This is a genomic window from Hafnia sp. (assembly GCF_036648275.1).
Lineage (GTDB): Bacteria > Pseudomonadota > Gammaproteobacteria > Enterobacterales > Enterobacteriaceae > Hafnia > Hafnia alvei.
In genome coordinates this window covers 13,713-33,890 of the sequence record NZ_JAVXIQ010000019.1, presented here as the reverse complement: position 1 = coordinate 33,890, position 20,178 = coordinate 13,713, and the positions used below count along the sequence as shown (strand labels likewise).

Annotated in this window: 17 protein-coding genes; 1 reads left to right on the top strand and 16 read right to left on the bottom strand. The window is 49.3% G+C overall.

Going from position 1 to position 20,178, the window contains the following annotated elements:
* Window positions 1-8: 8 nt before the first annotated feature.
* From dnaE to rpsB, 16 genes are all read right to left on the bottom strand, one after another.
* Window positions 9-3,491, bottom strand: coding sequence for a DNA polymerase III subunit alpha (gene dnaE, locus RSC70_RS15460; protein ID WP_040047103.1), 3,483 nt, complete (start codon window positions 3,489-3,491; stop codon window positions 9-11).
* Between the two features lie 56 nt (window positions 3,492-3,547).
* On the bottom strand, window positions 3,548-4,144 hold the full coding sequence (gene rnhB, locus RSC70_RS15455; RefSeq protein WP_234618958.1) for a ribonuclease HII: 597 nt from the start codon (window positions 4,142-4,144) through the stop codon (window positions 3,548-3,550).
* 38 nt (window positions 4,145-4,182) lie between these two features.
* Window positions 4,183-5,373, bottom strand: coding sequence for a lipid-A-disaccharide synthase (lpxB, locus tag RSC70_RS15450; RefSeq protein WP_332542953.1), 1,191 nt, complete (start codon window positions 5,371-5,373; stop codon window positions 4,183-4,185).
* 3 nt (window positions 5,374-5,376) lie between these two features.
* On the bottom strand, window positions 5,377-6,165 hold the full coding sequence (lpxA, locus tag RSC70_RS15445; RefSeq protein ID WP_040047101.1) for an acyl-ACP--UDP-N-acetylglucosamine O-acyltransferase: 789 nt from the start codon (window positions 6,163-6,165) through the stop codon (window positions 5,377-5,379).
* A 3-nt stretch (window positions 6,166-6,168) separates the two neighbouring features.
* A complete protein-coding gene (gene fabZ / locus RSC70_RS15440) occupies window positions 6,169-6,624 on the bottom strand; it encodes a 3-hydroxyacyl-ACP dehydratase FabZ (RefSeq protein WP_025800216.1) in 456 nt (151 codons plus the stop codon).
* Between the two features lie 157 nt (window positions 6,625-6,781).
* The gene (lpxD, locus tag RSC70_RS15435; RefSeq protein WP_332542952.1) at window positions 6,782-7,804 is read right to left on the bottom strand and encodes a UDP-3-O-(3-hydroxymyristoyl)glucosamine N-acyltransferase; all 1,023 of its coding nucleotides are present in this window, start codon (window positions 7,802-7,804) and stop codon (window positions 6,782-6,784) included.
* A gap of 3 nt (window positions 7,805-7,807) precedes the next feature.
* Window positions 7,808-8,305: a molecular chaperone Skp gene (gene skp, locus RSC70_RS15430; RefSeq protein ID WP_025800218.1), complete on the bottom strand. Its 498-nt coding sequence runs from the start codon at window positions 8,303-8,305 to the stop codon at window positions 7,808-7,810.
* Window positions 8,306-8,479: 174 nt separating this feature from the next.
* Window positions 8,480-10,888 carry an outer membrane protein assembly factor BamA gene (bamA, locus tag RSC70_RS15425; RefSeq protein ID WP_025800219.1) on the bottom strand — a complete coding sequence of 803 codons (2,409 nt, stop codon included), beginning with the start codon at window positions 10,886-10,888 and terminating at the stop codon, window positions 8,480-8,482.
* Between the two features lie 37 nt (window positions 10,889-10,925).
* Window positions 10,926-12,281, bottom strand: coding sequence for a sigma E protease regulator RseP (rseP, locus tag RSC70_RS15420; RefSeq protein ID WP_040047098.1), 1,356 nt, complete (start codon window positions 12,279-12,281; stop codon window positions 10,926-10,928).
* A gap of 25 nt (window positions 12,282-12,306) precedes the next feature.
* A complete protein-coding gene (gene cdsA / locus RSC70_RS15415; RefSeq protein ID WP_046359633.1) occupies window positions 12,307-13,158 on the bottom strand; it encodes a phosphatidate cytidylyltransferase in 852 nt (283 codons plus the stop codon).
* A gap of 9 nt (window positions 13,159-13,167) precedes the next feature.
* Window positions 13,168-13,929 carry a (2E,6E)-farnesyl-diphosphate-specific ditrans,polycis-undecaprenyl-diphosphate synthase gene (gene ispU / locus RSC70_RS15410; protein ID WP_025800222.1) on the bottom strand — a complete coding sequence of 254 codons (762 nt, stop codon included), beginning with the start codon at window positions 13,927-13,929 and terminating at the stop codon, window positions 13,168-13,170.
* Between the two features lie 275 nt (window positions 13,930-14,204).
* A complete protein-coding gene (gene ispC, locus RSC70_RS15405; protein ID WP_332542951.1) occupies window positions 14,205-15,404 on the bottom strand; it encodes a 1-deoxy-D-xylulose-5-phosphate reductoisomerase in 1,200 nt (399 codons plus the stop codon).
* A gap of 169 nt (window positions 15,405-15,573) precedes the next feature.
* Window positions 15,574-16,131: a ribosome recycling factor gene (gene frr / locus RSC70_RS15400; RefSeq protein WP_025800224.1), complete on the bottom strand. Its 558-nt coding sequence runs from the start codon at window positions 16,129-16,131 to the stop codon at window positions 15,574-15,576.
* A gap of 163 nt (window positions 16,132-16,294) precedes the next feature.
* Window positions 16,295-17,020 (bottom strand): UMP kinase, encoded by a 726-nt coding sequence (pyrH, locus tag RSC70_RS15395; RefSeq protein ID WP_020303583.1) that lies wholly within the window; start codon window positions 17,018-17,020, stop codon window positions 16,295-16,297.
* Window positions 17,021-17,218: 198 nt separating this feature from the next.
* Window positions 17,219-18,070, bottom strand: a complete 852-nt coding sequence (gene tsf / locus RSC70_RS15390; protein WP_025800225.1) for a translation elongation factor Ts — start codon at window positions 18,068-18,070, stop codon at window positions 17,219-17,221.
* Between the two features lie 191 nt (window positions 18,071-18,261).
* On the bottom strand, window positions 18,262-18,987 hold the full coding sequence (rpsB, locus tag RSC70_RS15385; protein WP_332542950.1) for a 30S ribosomal protein S2: 726 nt from the start codon (window positions 18,985-18,987) through the stop codon (window positions 18,262-18,264).
* Window positions 18,988-19,374: 387 nt separating this feature from the next.
* Here rpsB and map point away from each other — a divergent pair, with 387 nt between their 5' ends.
* Window positions 19,375-20,175 (top strand): type I methionyl aminopeptidase, encoded by an 801-nt coding sequence (gene map / locus RSC70_RS15380; protein WP_025800227.1) that lies wholly within the window; start codon window positions 19,375-19,377, stop codon window positions 20,173-20,175.
* Window positions 20,176-20,178 lie beyond the last annotated feature (3 nt).

Here is a 20,178-nt window from a genome sequence, read left to right as displayed (position 1 = left end):
TTCCTATATTAGTCAAATTCCAGTTCAACCTGTTCATTACCCACCAGAGTACGAAGGTCAACTAGCAGGCGATCTGTCGGCGTTACCCGCCAGGCCGCGCCAAATCTTAACTTAGCGCGTGCATTATCACGTTGATAGTATAAATGCACTGGAATCGTCCCCGACCGATGTGGTTCCAACGAGTCGCGGAGACGGTTTAAAAGCTGGTCATCAATTTGCCTGTCAGTCAGCGAGATAGCAAGCCCACGCGCATATTTTTCGCGTGCTTCACTGATGTCCATTAGCTCGCGGGCGATCATTTTAAGCCCACCGCTAAAGTCATCAAAGCTGACCTGTCCGCTGGCAATCAGGATACGGTCTTTTTCCAGCAAATGTTGGTATTTATCTAACGCATCGGTAAATAGCATCACTTCGAGACGACCGGAACGGTCATCCAGTGTGCAAACGCCAATACGATTACCCCGCTTGGTGGTCATCACTCGTGCAGCTACCACGAGACCAACCGCAGTGGTCATTTTGCCCCGATCCGTCGGATGCATATCTTTTAGGCGCATGCCACCGGCGTAGCGCTCTATCTCCTTCAGGTATTGGGTGATGGGGTGGCCTGTTAGATATAAACCTAACGTTTCACGCTCGCCATCCAATACCACCTGAGCAGGCCACGGTGCAACGCTGCTATAGGATTTCTCAACTTGTTCAGGTGCTTCAGCCAGTACGCCAAACATATCCACCTGACCAATAGCCTCTGCTTTGGCATGTTGATCTGCGGCTTTCAATGCGTCATTCAGCGAGTTCATCAGCGCAGCACGGTGCGGACCTAAACGGTCAAATGCACCAGACATAATAAGCTTCTCCAGCATACGCCGGTTTAGCTTTTTAGTGTCTGTTCTAGCACACAGATCAAATAACTCTTTGAAATGACCGCCTTCGTTACGCGCGTCGATGATAGCCTCAATCGGCCCCTCACCCACGCCTTTAATCGCACCGATACCGTAAACAATTTCGCCATCGTCATTCACGTGGAAATGATACTGCCCGCTGTTAATATCCGGCGGCAGAACTTTTAGCCCCATGCGCCAGCATTCATCCACCAAGCCAACAACTTTTTCGGTGTTATCCATATCGGCTGTCATTACCGCAGCCATAAACTCAGCGGGATAGTGCGCCTTTAGCCACAGCGTTTGATAGGAAACCAGCGCATAGGCAGCGGAGTGCGATTTGTTAAACCCATAACCGGCAAATTTCTCTACCAAGTCGAAGATTTTAACCGCCAGCTCACCGTCAACGCCACGCGCTTTGGCTCCATCTTCAAACCCACCGCGCTGCTTAGCCATTTCAACGGGATTCTTTTTACCCATTGCACGACGAAGCATGTCTGCGCCGCCTAGCGTATAGCCGGCGAGCACCTGAGCAATCTGCATAACCTGTTCTTGATACAGGATAATGCCGTAGGTCGGCTCCAGCACGGGTTTCAGTGACTCATGCTGCCACTGAACATCAGGGTAAGACACTTCTTCACGCCCGTGTTTACGGTCGATAAAGTTATCAACCATCCCTGACTGCAAAGGACCGGGGCGGAAAAGCGCCACCAATGCGATCATATCTTCGAAGCAGTCAGGCTTCAGGCGTTTGATCAAATCTTTCATGCCGCGCGATTCAAGCTGGAATACCGCCGTGGTTTCCGAGCGTTGCAGCATATCGAAACTTTTTTTATCGTCGAGCGGAATAGCCGCAATGTCGATTGGCTCTTCGCCCGCTTTAGCACGGCGGGCGTTAATCATCTCAAGCGCCCAGTCGATGATCGTCAGCGTTCGCAGGCCCAAGAAGTCAAACTTAACTAGGCCTGCATACTCTACGTCGCTTTTATCAAACTGTGTGACGGGGTGATTACCTTCAGAGTCACAGTATAGCGGCGCAAAGTCAGTAATTTTGGTCGGTGAAATTACCACCCCACCAGCGTGCTTACCGGCGTTACGCGTGACGCCTTCAAGCTTACGAGCCATGTCGATCAGCGCACGAACCTCTTCATCCGCCTCATAAATTTCTGGCAGCTGCGGTTCAGCTTCAAAGGCTTTAGCCAGCGTCATCCCCGGCTCTGGCGGCACTAATTTTGATATACGATCGACAAAACCATACGGATGCCCTAATACGCGGCCAACGTCGCGGATAACCGCTTTCGCCGCCATGGTACCGAAGGTAATAATCTGCGATACCGCATCACGACCGTACATTTCAGCCACGTGATCGATAACCCGATCGCGTTTCTCCATGCAAAAGTCGACGTCAAAGTCAGGCATGGAAACACGTTCTGGGTTCAAGAATCGTTCGAACAGCAGATCGAACTCCAGCGGATCCAGATCGGTGATTTTCAGCGCATAGGCCACTAACGACCCCGCACCAGAACCACGCCCCGGCCCTACCGGTACGCCGTTATCTTTCGACCACTGGATAAACTCCATCACGATCAGGAAGTAGCCAGGGAATCCCATCTGGTTGATAACTTTGAGTTCAATCTCTAAACGCTCGTCATACTCAGGACGGCGTTTGGCGCGCTCTTCAGGATCGGGAAATAAAAACTCGAGACGTTCTTCCAAACCCTGCTTGGATTTTGCCACCAAGAAGTCTTCGGTCGACATCTCGCCAGTCGGAAACTGTGGCAGAAAATACTCACCTAACCGGATCGTCACGTTACAACGCTTAGCAATCTCTACGCTGTTTTCAAGCGCTTCGGGGATGTCGGCAAACAGCTCACACATCTCTTCTTCGCTGCGCATGTACTGCTGAGCACTGTAGTTTTTAGGTCGTTTTGGATCGTCTAAGGTGAAACCATCATGGATAGCGACTCGAATTTCATGCGCATCGAAATCACCGGTTTCTAGAAAGCGCACATCGTTGGTAGCCACGACCGGAAGATCGCGCTCTTCAGCCAAGGCCACGGCAAAATGCAGATAGCTCTCTTCATCAGGGCGGCCAGTGCGTATAAGCTCTAGATAATAGCGATCAGGAAAATATTGCTGATAAAAATCAACGCACTCATGCGCTAGCTGCTGATTACCACGCAGGAGCATTTTACCTACGTCACCTTGGCGTGCGCCTGACAGCAATATCAGCCCTTCACGGTATTCAATCAGCCAATCACGGTCGATGACCGGGCCATCGGCACCATAACCACGTTGATACGCATGTGAAATAAGCAGGGTTAGGTTTTGATAACCGGTGTTATTTGCCGCCAATATAGTTAAATGCGAAAGCTCATCGCCCAGCATTTCGCTTTTAACCAATACATCTGCGCCAATAATCGGCTTGATTCCAGCCCCGTGCGCCGCGCCATAAAACTTCACTAGCCCGCACATATTGGTATGGTCAGTAATCGCAAAGGCAGGCATACCTAGCGCAGCCACTTTCTTGACTAATGGGCCGACTTTCGCCAGCCCATCGATCATGGAATAGTCACTGTGAACGCGCAAATGTATGAAACGTGGTTCTGCCATATGTCAATTACTCGCCTAAAAACCGGTTACTAAAGTAGTACATAGATGGGGATTAATTATATTAACCCAAGAACACGTTTAACCGGCCCAAAGCTGCGACGGTGGTGTTCAGTTGCGCCCAACTGCGCTAAGCGCTCAAGATGGAAAGCAGTTGGATAGCCTTTATGCTGTGCAAAACCATAGTCTGGGAATTGGGCATCCAGAACTTCCATTTCACGGTCGCGGGTGACTTTAGCCAAAATAGAGGCCGCGCTGATTTCAGCCACGCGGCTATCACCTTTCACTACGGCCTGCGAAGCCATAGGCAATTTCGGGCAACGATTACCATCAATCAGCACAAAGTCAGGTTCGATCGACAATCCAGCCACTGCTCTTTGCATCGCCAGCATAGTGGCATGCAGGATGTTCAGCTCATCAATTTCGTGCGGCTCTGCGCGGCCTAAGCTCCAGCTCAACGCTTTCTCAATAATTTCGTCATACAGTGCGTTACGGCGCTTTTCACTTAATTTCTTCGAGTCGGCCAAGCCCACAATCGGACGCGCAGGATCGAGGATCACTGCCGCAGTGACAACCGCGCCAACCAAAGGCCCGCGTCCTACTTCATCAACGCCTGCAATTCGCTGCGCGATAGGATAGACAAAAATGTCACTCACTGAATTGGTGCTCATTGAATTACGGCCTATTGATTAACTTATTGATTAACTAAAGACAGTACCGCATCGGCCGCTTGTTCATCGGCGCCGCAGCGGATACTTTGGTGCAATTCGAGGAAGGTCTTTTGCAAGACTTTAGTGGCTTCGCCACCTTCTAACAGCGGCAATAAAGCAGCGGCTAATTTTTCAGGCTGGCAATCGTGCTGTAGCAGTTCTTGCACCAACTCACGGCGCGCCAACAGATTTGGCAATGAAACATAATCTGTTTTCACCAGACGCTCAGCCAACCAGAAGGTGAACGGTTTCATGCGGTAGCCAACCACCATTGGGCATTTCGCCAGCATACATTCCAGCGCTGCCGTACCAGAAGCTAACAGCGCCGCATCGCTGGCGTACATCGCATTACGCGCTTGTCCATCGAGAAGATGAGCGGTTAATTCTGGTGCCACTTCAGCTTTAATGCGTTCAAACTGTTCGCGGCGTTTGGCGTTAACCAGCGGTACGACGATTTCTAATGCCGGATACTTCTCCCGCAAGATCATCGCTGTTTTTAAGAAGTCAGCGCTCAACATCTCAACTTCGGCGCTACGGCTGCCCGGCAGTAAAGCTAAGCACAAAGCATCGGGAGCAATGCCCAATGCTTGACGCGCAGCCTGTTTATCCGGATTGAGCGGCATTGCATCTGCCATCGTATGGCCAATGAAACGGCACGGAACATTGAATTTGTCATAAAACGCTTTTTCAAAAGGCAGAAAGGCTAAAACCAAATCGGTTGCCTTGCCAATTTTGAAAACACGCTTCTGTCGCCACGCCCATACTGACGGGCTGACATAATGAATGGTTCGAATACCTTGCTGCTTTAAGCGGCCTTCCAGCGTGATATTAAAATCGGGCGCATCGATACCGACGAAAACATCGGGCTTAAGCTCGGTAAAGCGTTGGGTCAGTTCACGACGAATTTTAAGCAAACGAGGCAGGCGTTCGAGAACTTCAACAATCCCCATCACCGCCAGCTCTTCCATTTCAAACCAGGCTTCACAGCCTTCGGCCTGCATCAGAGGACCGGCTACGCCAACAAAACGCGCATTGGGATGACGCGCTTTCAAAGCACGGATCAAACCCGCACCGAGGATATCGCCGGAGGTTTCCCCGGCGACCAGACCAATCGTCAGCGGACGCGAAGCGCGATCCACCGACAACGAGTCAGAGGCTATCTGAGATAACGTCATGGCTTAGCGGATAATGCCGCGAGTCGAACGCTCAAAGAAATCAACGAACAGCTGAACAGCAGGATGCTGTTTGGCTAACTCGGCAATTTCTGGCTTGGCTTCTTCTAGCGTTTTTCCGCTACGATAAAGGATCTTGTATGCGTTACGAATCGCATGCAGAGACTCTTTTTCGAAACCACGGCGCTTCAGGCCTTCAATATTCAGGCCGAACGGAGTTGCATGGTTACCCTGTGCAATCACATACGGAGGCACGTCTTGCGCGACGCCAGAACAGCCGCCGACCATCACATGCGCACCAATCACACAGAACTGGTGAACCGCTGTCATTCCACCGATGATCGCAAAATCATCAACCGTAACATGACCACCTAACGTTGCGTTGTTAGCGAAAATACAACGGTTACCGATGACACAATCGTGCGCGATATGCGCATTAATCATCAGCAAGTTATCGCTACCTACTTTCGTTAGGTTACCGCCCTGTGCAGTACCACGATGAATGGTGACACTCTCGCGAATACGGTTACGATCGCCGATTTCTACGCGGGTAGGTTCGCCAGCATATTTCAGATCCTGATTCACTTCACCAATAGAGGAGAACTGATAGATCTCGTTATCACGGCCAATTTTAGTAATACCATTGACGACGACATGGGACTTCAGCACGGTACCTTCGCCGATTTCCACTTGGGAGCCGACGTAGCAAAAAGGACCGATATGCACACCGGCACCAATGACTGCGCCGTCTTCGACTATGGCACTTGGATGGATAAAGGCGGTTGGGTCAATCACGTATTAGGCCTCCCGGCTACGGGCACACATCATTGAAGCTTCGCAAACAATCTTACCGTCTACTTTGGCAACACCGTTAAAGCGAGCTACGCCGCGGCGCTCTTTGAGGAATTCAACTTCCAGAATCATCTGGTCGCCCGGCTGAACGGGACGCTTAAAGCGAGCATCGTCAATACCAGCAAAATAGTACAACTCGCCTGGCTCCAGTTTGCCCGCGCTTTTAAATGCCAGAATACCGGTGGCCTGAGCCATCGCTTCTAGAATTAACACGCCTGGGAAAATCGGTTTGCCAGGGAAGTGGCCCTGGAAAAACGGCTCGTTAAAAGTAACGTTTTTCACTGCACGCAGGAATTTGCCTTCTTCAAAATCAAGAACGCGATCCACTAAAAGGAACGGAAAACGGTGCGGCAGTAACTCTAAAATCTCGGAAATATTGAGAGTATGAGTGTCAGTAGTCAAAATACTCTTCCTGTAGGAAAACTAATTGTCATCAACAACACGGCCCGCCTCATGTCCATATAAAGACAATGATGCAGGCCGCAAATCGTTTTATACCCAGTAAAACAGGGTAAATGCCAGGAATATGTATTCACTGACAAAGGTATGGCTTTAGTCGTTAGTCATTAGTGACTTTCTTTTCAACGGCTTTTAGACGCTTATTGATTTCATCAATATTCATCACCAGAGCTGCCGTTTTACGCCATGCCTTGTTGGGTTGCAGCGGAATACCAGAGGAATAAATACCCGGTTCAGTGATAGGACGCATCACCATACCCATTCCCGTTACCACGGCTTTGTCGCAAATTTCCATGTGACCATTGATCACACTTGCACCGCCAATCTGGCAGTAACGACCAATCTTCAGACTGCCCGCCATGATAACACCGCCAGCAACTGCTGTATTGTCGCCAATCATAACGTTATGTGCAATCTGGCATTGATTGTCGATAATTACGCCGTTGCCAATAATGGTATCATCCAAAGCGCCACGGTCGATGGTGGTACATGCGCCAATCTCAACGCGATCGCCGATGCGTACCGTGCCGAGCTGTGGAATTTTAATCCAATTGCCGCGATCGTTAGCATAACCAAAACCATCAGCGCCGATAACGGTTCCTGACTGAATCAGACATTTGTCACCGATTTCGATCTGGTGATAAACGCTAACGTTGGCCCACAAGCGTGTGCCTGAACCAATTTTCGTGAACTTACCTACGAAGCAACCCGCGCCAATGATGACGTTGTCGCCTAACACGACGCCCTCTTCAATGACCGCATTGGCGCCAACAGAAACATTGTTGCCAAGCTGAGCCGTTGCATCAATCACCGCACTCGGCGCAATATCTTTTGCCGGAGCCGGTGTTGTATCCATAATCTGCGCCATCAGTGCATAGGTTAAGTAAGGGTTTCTTACTACCAACGCCGCCGATGTACAGAAAGGCAGATCCGCTTCAGTCAACACCACAGCGCTTGCATTACAAGCTGCTAATTGTTCACGGTAGCGACTGTTAGATAAAAAAGTGATTTGCTGCGATTTTGCCGAATGCATTGAAGCAACGCCGGTGATGACGATATCGCCATCACCGTGAAGCTCTGCATTCAACTGCTGAGCGAGATCAGCGAGTCGAATTGAAGCCATGCCTTATTTAACCTGTTTCAGCACTTGTGCAGTGATGTCGTTGGAAGAATCAGCATAAGCAACAGCATTTGCATCAATAACCAGATCGTAGCCTTTGTCTTTAGCAACGGCACGAACGGCATCCTGAATGCGGCTCAACAGCTTATTACGTTCTTCGCCCTGACGACGTCGGTTATCCTGCTCAAAAGCCTGAGCTTTCTGAGAGAAAGCGTCACGCTGTGCCATGATGTCTTTTTCCATCTTGGTACGATCGCTTGCTTTCATGGTAGAACCATCACGTTGCAGTTTTTGCATTTTTGACTGCAGATCGCGTTCCTGACCCTGCAACTCAGTTGCGCGGCTTTTGAACTCGTTCTCCAGTTGTTTCGCAACGGTTGCACGCTGTGGCAACTGCTGGAAGATGCTGGATACGTTTACAATTGCAATCTTATCAGCAGCTTGTACGTTAGCAGAAACTGCTAATGCCATGCCCAGACCTGCCGCATATAACCACTTTTTCAATTTAGACTCCTTACCATCACCCATATGTGTCGACGACACGTATACCGCATAGGCACCGACCCATAGTGTCTCTCACAACGTCCATTATAAAAGAACGCTCTGAGTGGAACTTATGCATTATGGTATGAGGACGTATCCCCATACCTTATACAGTAGCTTTTATAGAGTAGCTTATTACCAAGTCTTACCGATGTTAAATTGGAACTGTTCCGATTTATCACCGTCATATTTTTTAACTGGCTGAGCGTACGAGAACACCAACGGCCCCAGTGGAGACATCCACTGTAGTGCTAGACCCGCAGAGACACGAATGTTGCTCGGATCGCTGTAGTCAGGAATGCCCTGAGAACTACAGGAGGTCGCGCCACAGCCGTTGTTATCCCAGTTAGTATCCCAAACGGTACCCGCATCCATAAAGATAGAGGTACGCAGGGAGTTGGAATATTTCTCACCCACGAACGGCGTTGGCGTAATCAGCTCAAGGCTGGCCACTGCCATGGCGTTACCGCCCACCGCATCGTTGTCATCCGTTTTGCTGCTATCAATGCTGCCGTTCGAATTCAGATAAACCGCTTTAGGACCGATGTTATTCGATTGGAAACCACGTACCGAGCTAGAACCACCGGCATAGAAGTTTTCATAGAACGGCATCTCTTTACCGCCCAGACCGTCACCGTAGCCTAAACGGGAACGCCCCATCACAACCCAAGAACGATCGTCATCCAACGGCAGATAGCTTTGGCTATCGAACGTGATTTTGTAGTATTCGTTATCAGAACCAGGGATGGTCACTTTACCGTTCAGAGACGCTTTCGTACCCTGAGTTGGGAAGAACCCACGGTCAACGTTGTTATATGACCAACCTAAGGTATAAGTGAAGTCATCAGCGGTATAGTCAGCTTTCTTCGTATCATCCGGATGCTGTCCCATGGAGTCCAGATAACGCCACATAGCCACCTGTGGCTGCATATCAGACAGGGAGTTATGCACGTAACCCAGACCGGTACGCAACGAGTTATTTTCGTTGATTGGGAACCCTAAGGTGCCATCAAGTCCATAGCTGCTGTTGGTATAGTCAGACAGGTCCGCATCATCAGCTTTAAAGTCGTTATAGAAAATACGACCACCCAAGCTCACACCGTCAACGGTGAAGTACGGGTCTGTCATAGACAATTCAGCATAGGTTTGGTAATCGTTTTTGGTACCGCTAATACCGACGGTATTACCTGTACCCAACCAGTTTTCCTGCTGAACGCCGACTTGGAAGCTAACGCCACTTTCAGTACCGAAGCCCACACCGAAGTTGAAAGTACCGGTGTTACGCTCTTTCACCTTATAGGTAACATCTACCTGATCTGGCGTACCAGGAACACGCTGAGTATCAACGTCAACGGTTTCAAAATAACCGGTACGGTTCAGACGTTCTTTACCCTGGTCGACCAAGTCGCTGCCCAGCCATGCACCTTCCATCTGGCGCATTTCACGACGCAGAACGGAATCTTTACTGGTGTCATTGCCTGCAAACTTGATGTTACGAACGTAGTAACGGTTACCCGCATCAACGTTCATATGCAACTTAACGGTTTTATCCGCATCGTTGATTTCAGGCTGAGTCTGTACTTTTGGATAAGCGTAGCCGTAGCGACCGAGGAGTTTCTTAACGTCATCCTCCATCTTGGTCACTTTAGCACCGTTATACAGTTCACCCGGTTCAATCGTGGTCAAGCGGTTGATTTCAGTGCTATAACCCGCCATGTTACCGTTCACGTCAACGCCAGTGAGTTTGTACTGGTCGCCTTCAGTGATGTTAACAGTGATGTAGATGCCTTTTTTATCCGGCGTTAAGCTCACCTGAGTAGAATCAATGTTGAAACGGGCATAGCCGCGATCCAAATAGAAGCTTCTCAAGGTTTCTAAGTCACCAGACAGTTTTTGTTTTTGATATTTACGGTCACCAACCAAGTTCCACCAAGGAACTTCGTCGCGCAGTTGGAAACGAGCAATCAACTCTTCGGAGGTGAACGCGTGGTTCCCTACGATATTGATTTGCTGAATCTGAGCGGATTTACCTTCAGTAAATACCAGTTTCAAGTCAACACGGTTACGAGGCAGAGGTGTTACCACCGCTTTCACCGTCGCACTGTATTTACCGACGCTGTAGTAGAAATCTTCCAGACCCTTTTCAATGCTAGAAAGCATTGTGCGGTCCAGAGCTTCACCTACGCGCACGCCAGAAGCTTCAAGGTTCTGCTTCAGCATGTCGTCTTTTACAGACTTGTTACCGGAGAAGGTAATACTCGCGATCGTAGGACGTTCCTTAACCTGCACGATCAAGTTCTCACCATCGCGCAGCACCCGAACATCTTCGAAGTTGCCGGTCGCATATAATGCGCGAATAGTGTTACTGAGATCTTCATCGCTGACGGTATCGCCAACGCGAACCGGCATGTTAAGTAACGCCGCACCGACGGCGACCCGCTGCAGGCCTTCGAAATGAATATTTTTCACTACGAATCCATCTGCACCGTATACGGTTGCGCTGCCAAACAGCAGCGACGCTATGAGCAACTTTTTCATCGCCATCGTTGTTATGCGTTCTTCCTAACCTAAATCCCGTCCCTTAGAGGCGCGAGAAATCATTGAAGAGTGCAAGCCCCATTAACAACACCAGTAAAATAGAACCGATGCGATAACTGAAGTCTTGAACTCGCTCGGAAACCGGCCCTCCTTTTAGCTTTTCAATCGCTAAGAAGAGCAAGTGACCACCATCAAGTACTGGGAGTGGGAACAGGTTGATAATCCCTAAATTAACGCTGATAAGCGCTAAGAACATTAGGTAATACACAACACCGTACTCCGCTGACATCCCTGCGCCCTGCGCGATCGAAATCGGCCCACTCAGGTTATTCAGCTTCACATCACCAGTAATTAGTTTCCCTACCATAGAGACCGTTAGCTTCATCAATTGCCATGTTTTATCACTGGCCTGATAGATCGCCATAAACGGTCCATATTGTCGAATCGTCTTATACTCATTGGGTAAAGGAATAACTTTCGGCGCGATGCCAGCAAAGCCTTCCATTTTACCCGCACCAACAGCTTTGCTGTCTGGTGTTAACTGCAATGATTGAATATTTCCATTGCGTTCAATATCAAGTGCTATGCTTTCGTTAGGTCTTTCACGGACCTGTTTAACAAAAGTTTGCCAGTTCAATAACGGCTGACCATCGACTTTAACGATCCTATCGCCGACTTGCAAACCTGCTTTCTGAGCCGCTGAATCCTTCTGCACTTCAGCAAGGATCGGCTCAATCTGCGGGCCACGCGGCACGATGCCAAGCGAAACCACCGGATCTTGCTTATCTGGCTCAAACTGCCAATGCGTCAGATCCAGAGTTTTCTGCGTTTTATTGTCACTACCAAACGGTGCAACTTCAACGGTCGTCTCTTTCGCGCCAATTTTTCCGACCAGCGCTAAACGAACAGAATCCCAGTCAGGCGTTTCGATACCTGCAACGGACTTTAGTTCCAATCCTGGCGAAATATCTGCTTGAGCCGCTACCGATTGAGGAACAATTTCGCCAATAACCGGACGAACGCTAGGTACACCAATCACGAAAACAAACCAGTAGGCAACAATGGCAAACAAGAAGTTAGCAATAGGCCCTGCGCTGACAATGGCCGCTCGCTGCCACACCGTTTTGTTATTAAACGCCTGATGGCGAAACTCAGGGGCAACGCTCTCTACCCGCTCATCCAGCATTTTGACATAGCCGCCAAGCGGGATAAGAGCCAGCACATATTCCGTACCGCTGCGGTCTACGCGACGCCACAGCGCCTTACCAAAACCGATAGAAAAGCGCTCTACCTTTACGCCACAACGGCGAGCCACCCAAAAGTGGCCAAACTCATGCACCGTGATCAACACCCCAAGCGCCACTAAAAACGCAATCAGGCTCCAGAGTATATTGGTCATTGGTAAGCTCCCTGTCTCAAGCGGACTAGTAAAACACTAACAGCATAAGACATGCAAACACCGGTACTGCCGCAGTCAAACTATCAATACGGTCCAGAATGCCACCATGACCGGGGATTAAATGCCCACTGTCTTTGATGCCGGCTTCACGTTTGAACATGCTTTCGGTTAAATCGCCCAGCACAGAAACCAGAGCGGCCACAATAGAGCAAACCAGCAGCGTAGTTGGCACCACAGCGAGCGGGGCGTACAAACCAAAACCCCATGAAATTAGCGCTGAGGTAATCAAACCACCGATGAAGCCTTCCCACGTTTTACCCGGAGAAACCTTTGGCGCCAGCTTGTTTTTACCAAACAGTTTACCAAACATGTAAGCGCCAGAATCCGCACCCCATACCAGGAACATTACGTACAACAGCCACCACGCCCCTTGATAATGATCGGCGTCATAACCGTGTTGGCGTAGTGCAATCATTCCCCAAAAGAACGGAATAATGGTTGCTGCGCCAAAAACAATTTTGAGCACGCGAGAGTGTTTCCACCATCCCGCAGACTTGGGATAAAACAGCACTAAAAACAGCGCGACAATCCACCAAACAACTGATGCCCACAGCGAACCGGCAATTAACGGCAGGTGCACGCTTCGATTAAATTCAGGCAGGCTCAGCAACATCGCAGCCAGCACTAGGCCACAGATCACTGCGCCCCAAATACGCTGCGAATTAGATGTAAAACCAGCAAGTTGTCCCCACTCCCAAGCGGCTAGCATGCATATGACTAAGGTCACAATCGCAAAACCTACAGGAGGTAATAAAAACAGCGCCGCAATGACAATAGGCACTAAGATCAAAGCAGTAATAATGCGAGACTTCAGCAAGAGATCCCCCTAAGACGCATCTGATGCGTTGATAGGTGTAGTGCCTCCGAAGCGGCGCTCGCGTTGCGCAAATGCATTAAGTGCACCTTCAAAGGTAAGTTCATCAAAATCAGGCCACAGCACATCCGTGAAATAAAACTCGGAATATGCGATTTGCCACAGCAAAAAGTTGCTGACCCGATGCTCTCCACCGGTCCGAATGACAAGGTCAACCGGAGCCAGTTCATGTAAGCAAACTTGCTGGCTCAGCAAGTCCTCAGTGATATCTTCAGGTTGAAGCACTCCGGCCTTGACCTGCTCGGCCAGCGTTTTCACGCCCTGCATGATATCCCATCGCCCACCATAATTAGCGGCAATATTTAACGTTAGCCCATCATTATTTTCAGTTAATTGCTCAGAACGACGAATACGCTCTTGTAAGCGCGAGCTAAAACGGCCGATATCACCGATGATTTTCAGACGTACATTGTGCTTATGCAAGCTTTTCACTTCACCGTCTAATGCCCGAATGAAGAGCTCCATTAGCGCACTGACTTCCTGCGCTGGGCGGTTCCAGTTCTCACTACTAAACGCATACAACGTTAACGCCTTGATGCCATGGCTAACCGCAAAACGTACGGAACGACGTACCGATTTCACCCCAGCTTTATGGCCAAATACACGCATTTTGCCCTGACGCTTCGCCCAACGGCCATTGCCGTCCATAATGATAGCGACGTGCTGTGGACCACAGACCATCTCGTCAGTCATTGGTGATTGAGTGGAAGACATACGTGTAATCAATTCCTCAAAAGCATGGCACTAAAGTAAGCCACAACATCAAGCTCACCTTGCCCATGCGACATCAATTGCACAAACTGAACCGAGTATTAAATAACCAAGTGTTTAATGCGCAAAAAAGCCGTGTACTAGTCACGGCTAACCAATTAATCAGCAGCAAAATCAAAATCCTTAGCACACTAAACATCTCGACCCGCCAAAAGTTGTCGCAAACTATATCATTTCACCTGAACAGCCACAAACTACCTACACAGGGAATAACTAATCTATATTAGGAAGTTCGCGCTCAAACGAGTGGCTACTTCGCGCGCTTGGCGATCAATATCCAAGACTTCTGCAATACTTTGCGGCTCACAACAAGATAATGACGACAAAACATCCTGATTTAACGCCGCAATATCCGTAAAGCGAATTTGCCCGCGTAAGAATGCATCCACTGAAACTTCGTTCGCCGCATTCAACGCGGTTGTCGCTGCCTGCCCTGCCCGCGACGCGTCTATCGCCAGTTGCAAACAAGGATAGCGCACCATATCGGGTTGCTCGAACGTAAATGATCCAATTTTGCAGAAATCGAGAGGTTCGACACCGGTTTGCACGCGAGCAGGATAAGCCATCGCATGGGCAATTGGCGTACGCATGTCAGGCGAACCTAGCTGCGCAATGACGCTCCCATCGCGGTAGCGCACCATAGAGTGAATAACGGATTGAGGGTGAATAATCACCTCCATCTCAGACTCAGAGGCATTAAACAGCCAGCGAGCTTCGATATACTCCAGCCCTTTATTCATCATGGTGGCAGAATCAACGGAAATCTTACGCCCCATTGACCAGTTCGGGTGCGCACAAGCCTGATCTGGCGTGACCGCAGCGAAATCACTCATCGGCAATTGACGGAATGGGCCCCCAGAGCCAGTGAGAACAATACGCGATATGCCATTCTCATTCAGTGAGGCAAAGCCAAGATTCTTTTGTACAGCCTCGGGCAAACTCTGAAAAATAGCGTTATGTTCGCTGTCGATAGGCAACAGCTGAGCGCGACTCTGCTTCAGTGCATCCATAAACAGACGTCCACAGGTCACTAACGCCTCTTTATTGGCCAGTAAAACCTGCTTATTGGCTTTAATCGCGGCCAACGTTGGTAACAGACCTGCTGCGCCGACGATGGCAGCCATAACCTGATCAACGTCATCTAGCGCAGCTAAATCGCAGGCGGCCTGCTCTCCAGACATCACCTCAATGCCGCTGATCCCAGCATCTTGTAAGCGTTGACGAAGCGTCTGGGCAGCATGATCATCAGCCATAGAAACGTAGCGCGGAGCAAATTCAACGCACTGCTGGAACATGACTTCGACGTTTTTACCTGCCACCAGCGCGGCAACTTTAAAATTATCAGGATTTGCTCGCACCACAGCCAGTGTACTGGTGCCAATGGAGCCGGTAGAACCAAGAATAGTCAGTTGCTTCATGAGGGGTCTTCTGAATAACTGTTTAGAACAGGAGATGCATCAGTCTGAAACTAAGACGGCGGATTGTCTATGAGAATTAGCCCGTCTTCAGCAACAGCCTGAGGTTTCTCGGATAGCCCAAAAAACAAAAGCGCCGCCGGGGCGACGCTTTTTTCAAGCCAGTGAGGAATTAAACTTCCATCAACTCTTTTTCTTTGTCAGCTAATGCAGCGTCGATCTTTTTGATCATCACGTCTGTCATTTTCTGCACTTCGTCTTGCGATTTACGATCTTCGTCTTCGCTGATTTCTTTATCTTTCAGCAAAACTTTGACTTTATCGTTCGCATCGCGGCGTACGTTACGAACAGAAACACGACCCTGTTCAGCTTCAGCACGAACCAGTTTGATCAGATCTTTACGACGTTCTTCGGTCAGCGCTGGCAATGGAACACGGATAACCGCGCCCGCAGACATTGGGTTTAAGCCCAAATCTGAAGCCATGATCGCTTTTTCTACCGCAGCAGACAGAGAACGATCGAACACGGTGATTGCCAGTGTGCGAGAGTCTTCAGCAACCACGTTAGCAACCTGACGCAGAGGCGTAGCAGATCCATAATATTCTACAGAAATACCATCCAGCAGGTTCGGATGAGCACGACCTGTACGGATCTTGTTGATGTTTGACTTAAATACTTCAACGCATTTATCCATGCGCGTTTCGGCATCTTTTTTGATTTCGTTGATCACGTTGCGAACCCTTGAAAACGGTTAATTAAACTGGCGCTTCATCATGAGAAACGCCGATATATTTTCAATCAAGCGTAACTGGCAAGAAAGCCTGACGCAATATTCATCGAGTAAAAATGACGCGTAAGGCTCTCACGTTCGTAGAGCGCCGTTATGCTCCAAATTATTTGGAGATCAGCGTGCCTTCTTTCTCACCCATAACGACACGACGCAGAGCACCTGGCTTGTTCATGTTAAACACACGAATCGGCAGGTTATGGTCGCGAGCCAAGGTGAAAGCGGCCAGATCCATGACTTTCAGTTCTTTTTCTAAAACGTCCTGATAGGTCATTTGATCGAACAGCGTTGCATCTGGATTGGTGACCGGATCGGCTGAATACACACCGTCAACTTTGGTCGCCTTCAACACCACGTCAGCTTCGATTTCAATACCACGCAGACAGGCTGCGGAATCAGTCGTGAAGAATGGATTACCGGTACCGGCAGAGAAAATCACTACGCGGTTGTTACGCAGCAGGCTAATTGCTTCTGCCCAGCTGTAGTTATCGCACACGCCGTTAAGTGGAATCGCAGACATCAGACGCGCGTTCACATAGGCACGATGCAGCGCATCACGCATTGCCAAGCCGTTCATCACGGTGGCAAGCATCCCCATGTGATCGCCCACAACGCGGTTCATGCCCGCTTGTGCCAGACCTGCGCCACGGAACAGGTTTCCGCCGCCGATGACAACACCGACTTGAATGCCTAATTCGACCAGCTCTTTAACTTCCTGAGCCATACGATCCAGTACGCTTGCATCGATGCCAAAACCTTCTGCACCTTGCAGGGCTTCACCGCTAAGCTTGAGCAAGATACGCTGATATACGGGTTTGGAGTTAGTTGCCATGGTGTTCTGTCCTAAGAAGCAGTCAATAAATAGTCGGAGGTATTTCAATGCACGGTCGTAACCGATCATTGGGATACATTCTAATGCTGGCTGGGATACTTAATAGTGTAAACCTTTCTACGTTGGCTAAGGGCTATGCGCCTAACGTTTCCAGATAAAACAATGGAACCACCCTGCGGCGGTTCCATTTGAAGGCGATTAAGCGCCTTTAGTCATTGAAGCAACTTCTGCAGCAAAGTCTACGGTCGCTTTTTCGATACCTTCACCCACTTCGAAGCGGATGAAATTGGTAACGTCAGCATTGTGCTCTTTCAGCAGCTGACCAACAGTTTTGCTTGGGTCCATAACGAAAGCTTGACCAGTCAGAGAAACTTCGCCGGTGAATTTCTTCATGCGGCCTTCAACCATTTTCTCTGCGATTTCTTTCGGCTTACCAGACTGCATCGCGATGTCCAGCTGAACCTGGTACTCTTTTTCTACTACTTCAGCAGAAACGTCTTCTGGTTTAACGAATTCAGGCTTGCTTGCAGCAACGTGCATTGCCAGTTGCTTAGCCAGTTCTTCATCAGCGCCAGTAGCAGCAACCAGAACACCAATGCGAGCACCGTGCAGGTAGCTAGCCAGTACATCGCCTTCCAGAGAAGAAACGCGACGGATGTTGATGTTTTCACCGATTTTAGCAACCAGTGCAACACGCTCTTCTTCGAACTGTGCTTTCAGTACTTCAACGTCGGTGATTTTGCCTGCAAACGCAGCGTCCAGCACTTTCTCAGCGAATGCCTGGAAACCACCGTCTTTAGCAACGAAGTCAGTCTGGCAGTTAACTTCCAGAATCACACCGTAGTTGCCTTCAATCTTGGTTTTGATCACGCCATCAGCAGCAACGTTGCCTGCTTTTTTCGCCGCTTTGATCGCGCCAGATTTACGCATGTTTTCGATTGCCAGCTCGATGTCGCCTTGGGCCTCGGTCAGCGCTTTCTTACAATCCATCATGCCTGCGCCAGTACGTTCACGCAGTTCTTTTACCAGGGCGGCGGTAATATCAGCCATTGTATTTTCCTCGGTGGTCTCGTCGTGAAGAGCGAACCTCACGGAGACTGGTTCTCTCATCTAGGGATTGGTTCTTTATATCGCCGTGATAAAAAGGCGATTTTTACAAAGAAAGGGGGGGCCATAAAGGCCCCCTAACCAACATATTTTAATACCTGGTTAATAAGGGCTCAAATTTTGAGCTTGCCTTATTATTCAGCTTCTACGAAGCTTTCTTCCGCTTGGGAAACCAGATCCTGAGAACGGCCTTCACGGACAGTTGCCGCTACAGCGCTCAGGTACAGGTTTACTGCACGGATTGCGTCATCGTTACCAGGGATAACGAAGTCAACGCCGTCCGGATCGGAGTTGGTATCAACGATAGAGAATACCGGGATACCCAGGTTGTTGGCTTCTTTAATCGCGATGTGTTCGTGATCGGCATCAACTACGAACAGAGCGTCTGGCAAGCCACCCATGTCCTTGATACCGCCCAGGCTGTTTTCCAGCTTGGCCAGTTCACGAGCGCGCATCAGCGCTTCTTTTTTGGTCAGTTTTTCGAAGGTGCCATCCTGAGACTGGGTTTCCAGATCTTTCAGACGCTTGATGCTCTGACGAACGGTTTTCCAGTTAGTCAGCATACCGCCCAACCAGCGATGGTTCACGAAGAACTGGTCGCAGCTGTTAGCAGCTTCTTTTACCGCTTCGCTTGCAGCGCGTTTAGTACCAACGAACAGGATTTTGCCTTTACGAGCAGAAATCTTCTGCAACTCAGCCAGAGCTTCGTTGAACATTGGAACAGTTTTTTCAAGGTTGATGATGTGAACTTTGTTACGCGCACCGAAGATGAAAGGCTTCATTTTCGGGTTCCAGTAACGGGTCTGGTGACCAAAGTGAACACCAGCCTTGAGCATGTCGCGCATGGAAACAGTTGCCATGATTAAACCTCTATATAAAGTTTGGGGTTAAGCCTCCACATATCCCATGAGCCGACCCGGCAAGGCATTGTCCTAAGACTCATCCTGCAAGGCACCCCGGCGCACGTGCCGATATGTGTGTGTTGTTGTCGTTTCTTTGCAAAGAATACAAATAACACAATTGAGATTTACAGCTTCCTTATCAACGCCCCGCTCTATTGAGCAAAAGAAACAGAAGATATAGGAACTGCGGCGCGCTTTATACCATAAACGAGCCATAGACTCCACCTTTTGTTGCATTTTGAGCCCACGGCTATCGTAGGATTTGGCAGCGGTTCCGAGGACTGTTACCATGTTCAGCAATTGATTCTCATTGTCGATTTCACGACACCTGCGGACACATACTTCATGGCAATTTCAATAAAAACACCTGAACAAATCGAAAAAATGCGCGTGGCTGGACGACTGGCTGCGGAAATCCTAGAAATCATCGAGCCGTACGTTGTTCCTGGTGTCAGCACCGGTGAACTTGACCGTATCTGCGACGATTATATTACCCAAAAACAGCATGCGATCTCCGCTTGCTTGGGCTATCACGGCTATCCAAAATCCGTCTGCATCTCTGTGAATGAAGTGGTTTGCCACGGCATTCCTAGCGACGAAAAAATCTTGAAGAACGGCGACATCGTCAACATCGACGTGACCGTTATCAAAGATGGCTGGCACGGCGATACTTCAAAAATGTTTATCGTGGGTGAACCTACCATTCTGGGTGAGCGTCTGTGTCGCATCACGCTGGAAAGCCTCTATCTGGCACTGAAAATGGTAAAACCGGGTATCCGCCTGCGCACTATCGGTGCTGAAATCCAGAAATTCGTCGAATCACACGGCTTCTCCGTGGTGCGCGAATACTGTGGTCACGGCATCGGTGAAGTGTTCCACGAAGAACCGCAGGTTCTGCATTACAATGCCGACGACGGTGGTGTGGTACTGCAAAAAGGCATGACGTTCACCATCGAACCTATGGTCAACGCCGGTGATTACCGCATCCGCACCATGAAAGATGGCTGGACGGTAAAAACTAAAGATCGCAGCTTGTCCGCACAGTATGAGCATACTATTGTGGTGACTGATAACGGTTGCGAGATTTTGACACTGCGTGAGGAAGAGACTGATCTCCCACGTGTTATCGTTCACGAGAACGTATAACCC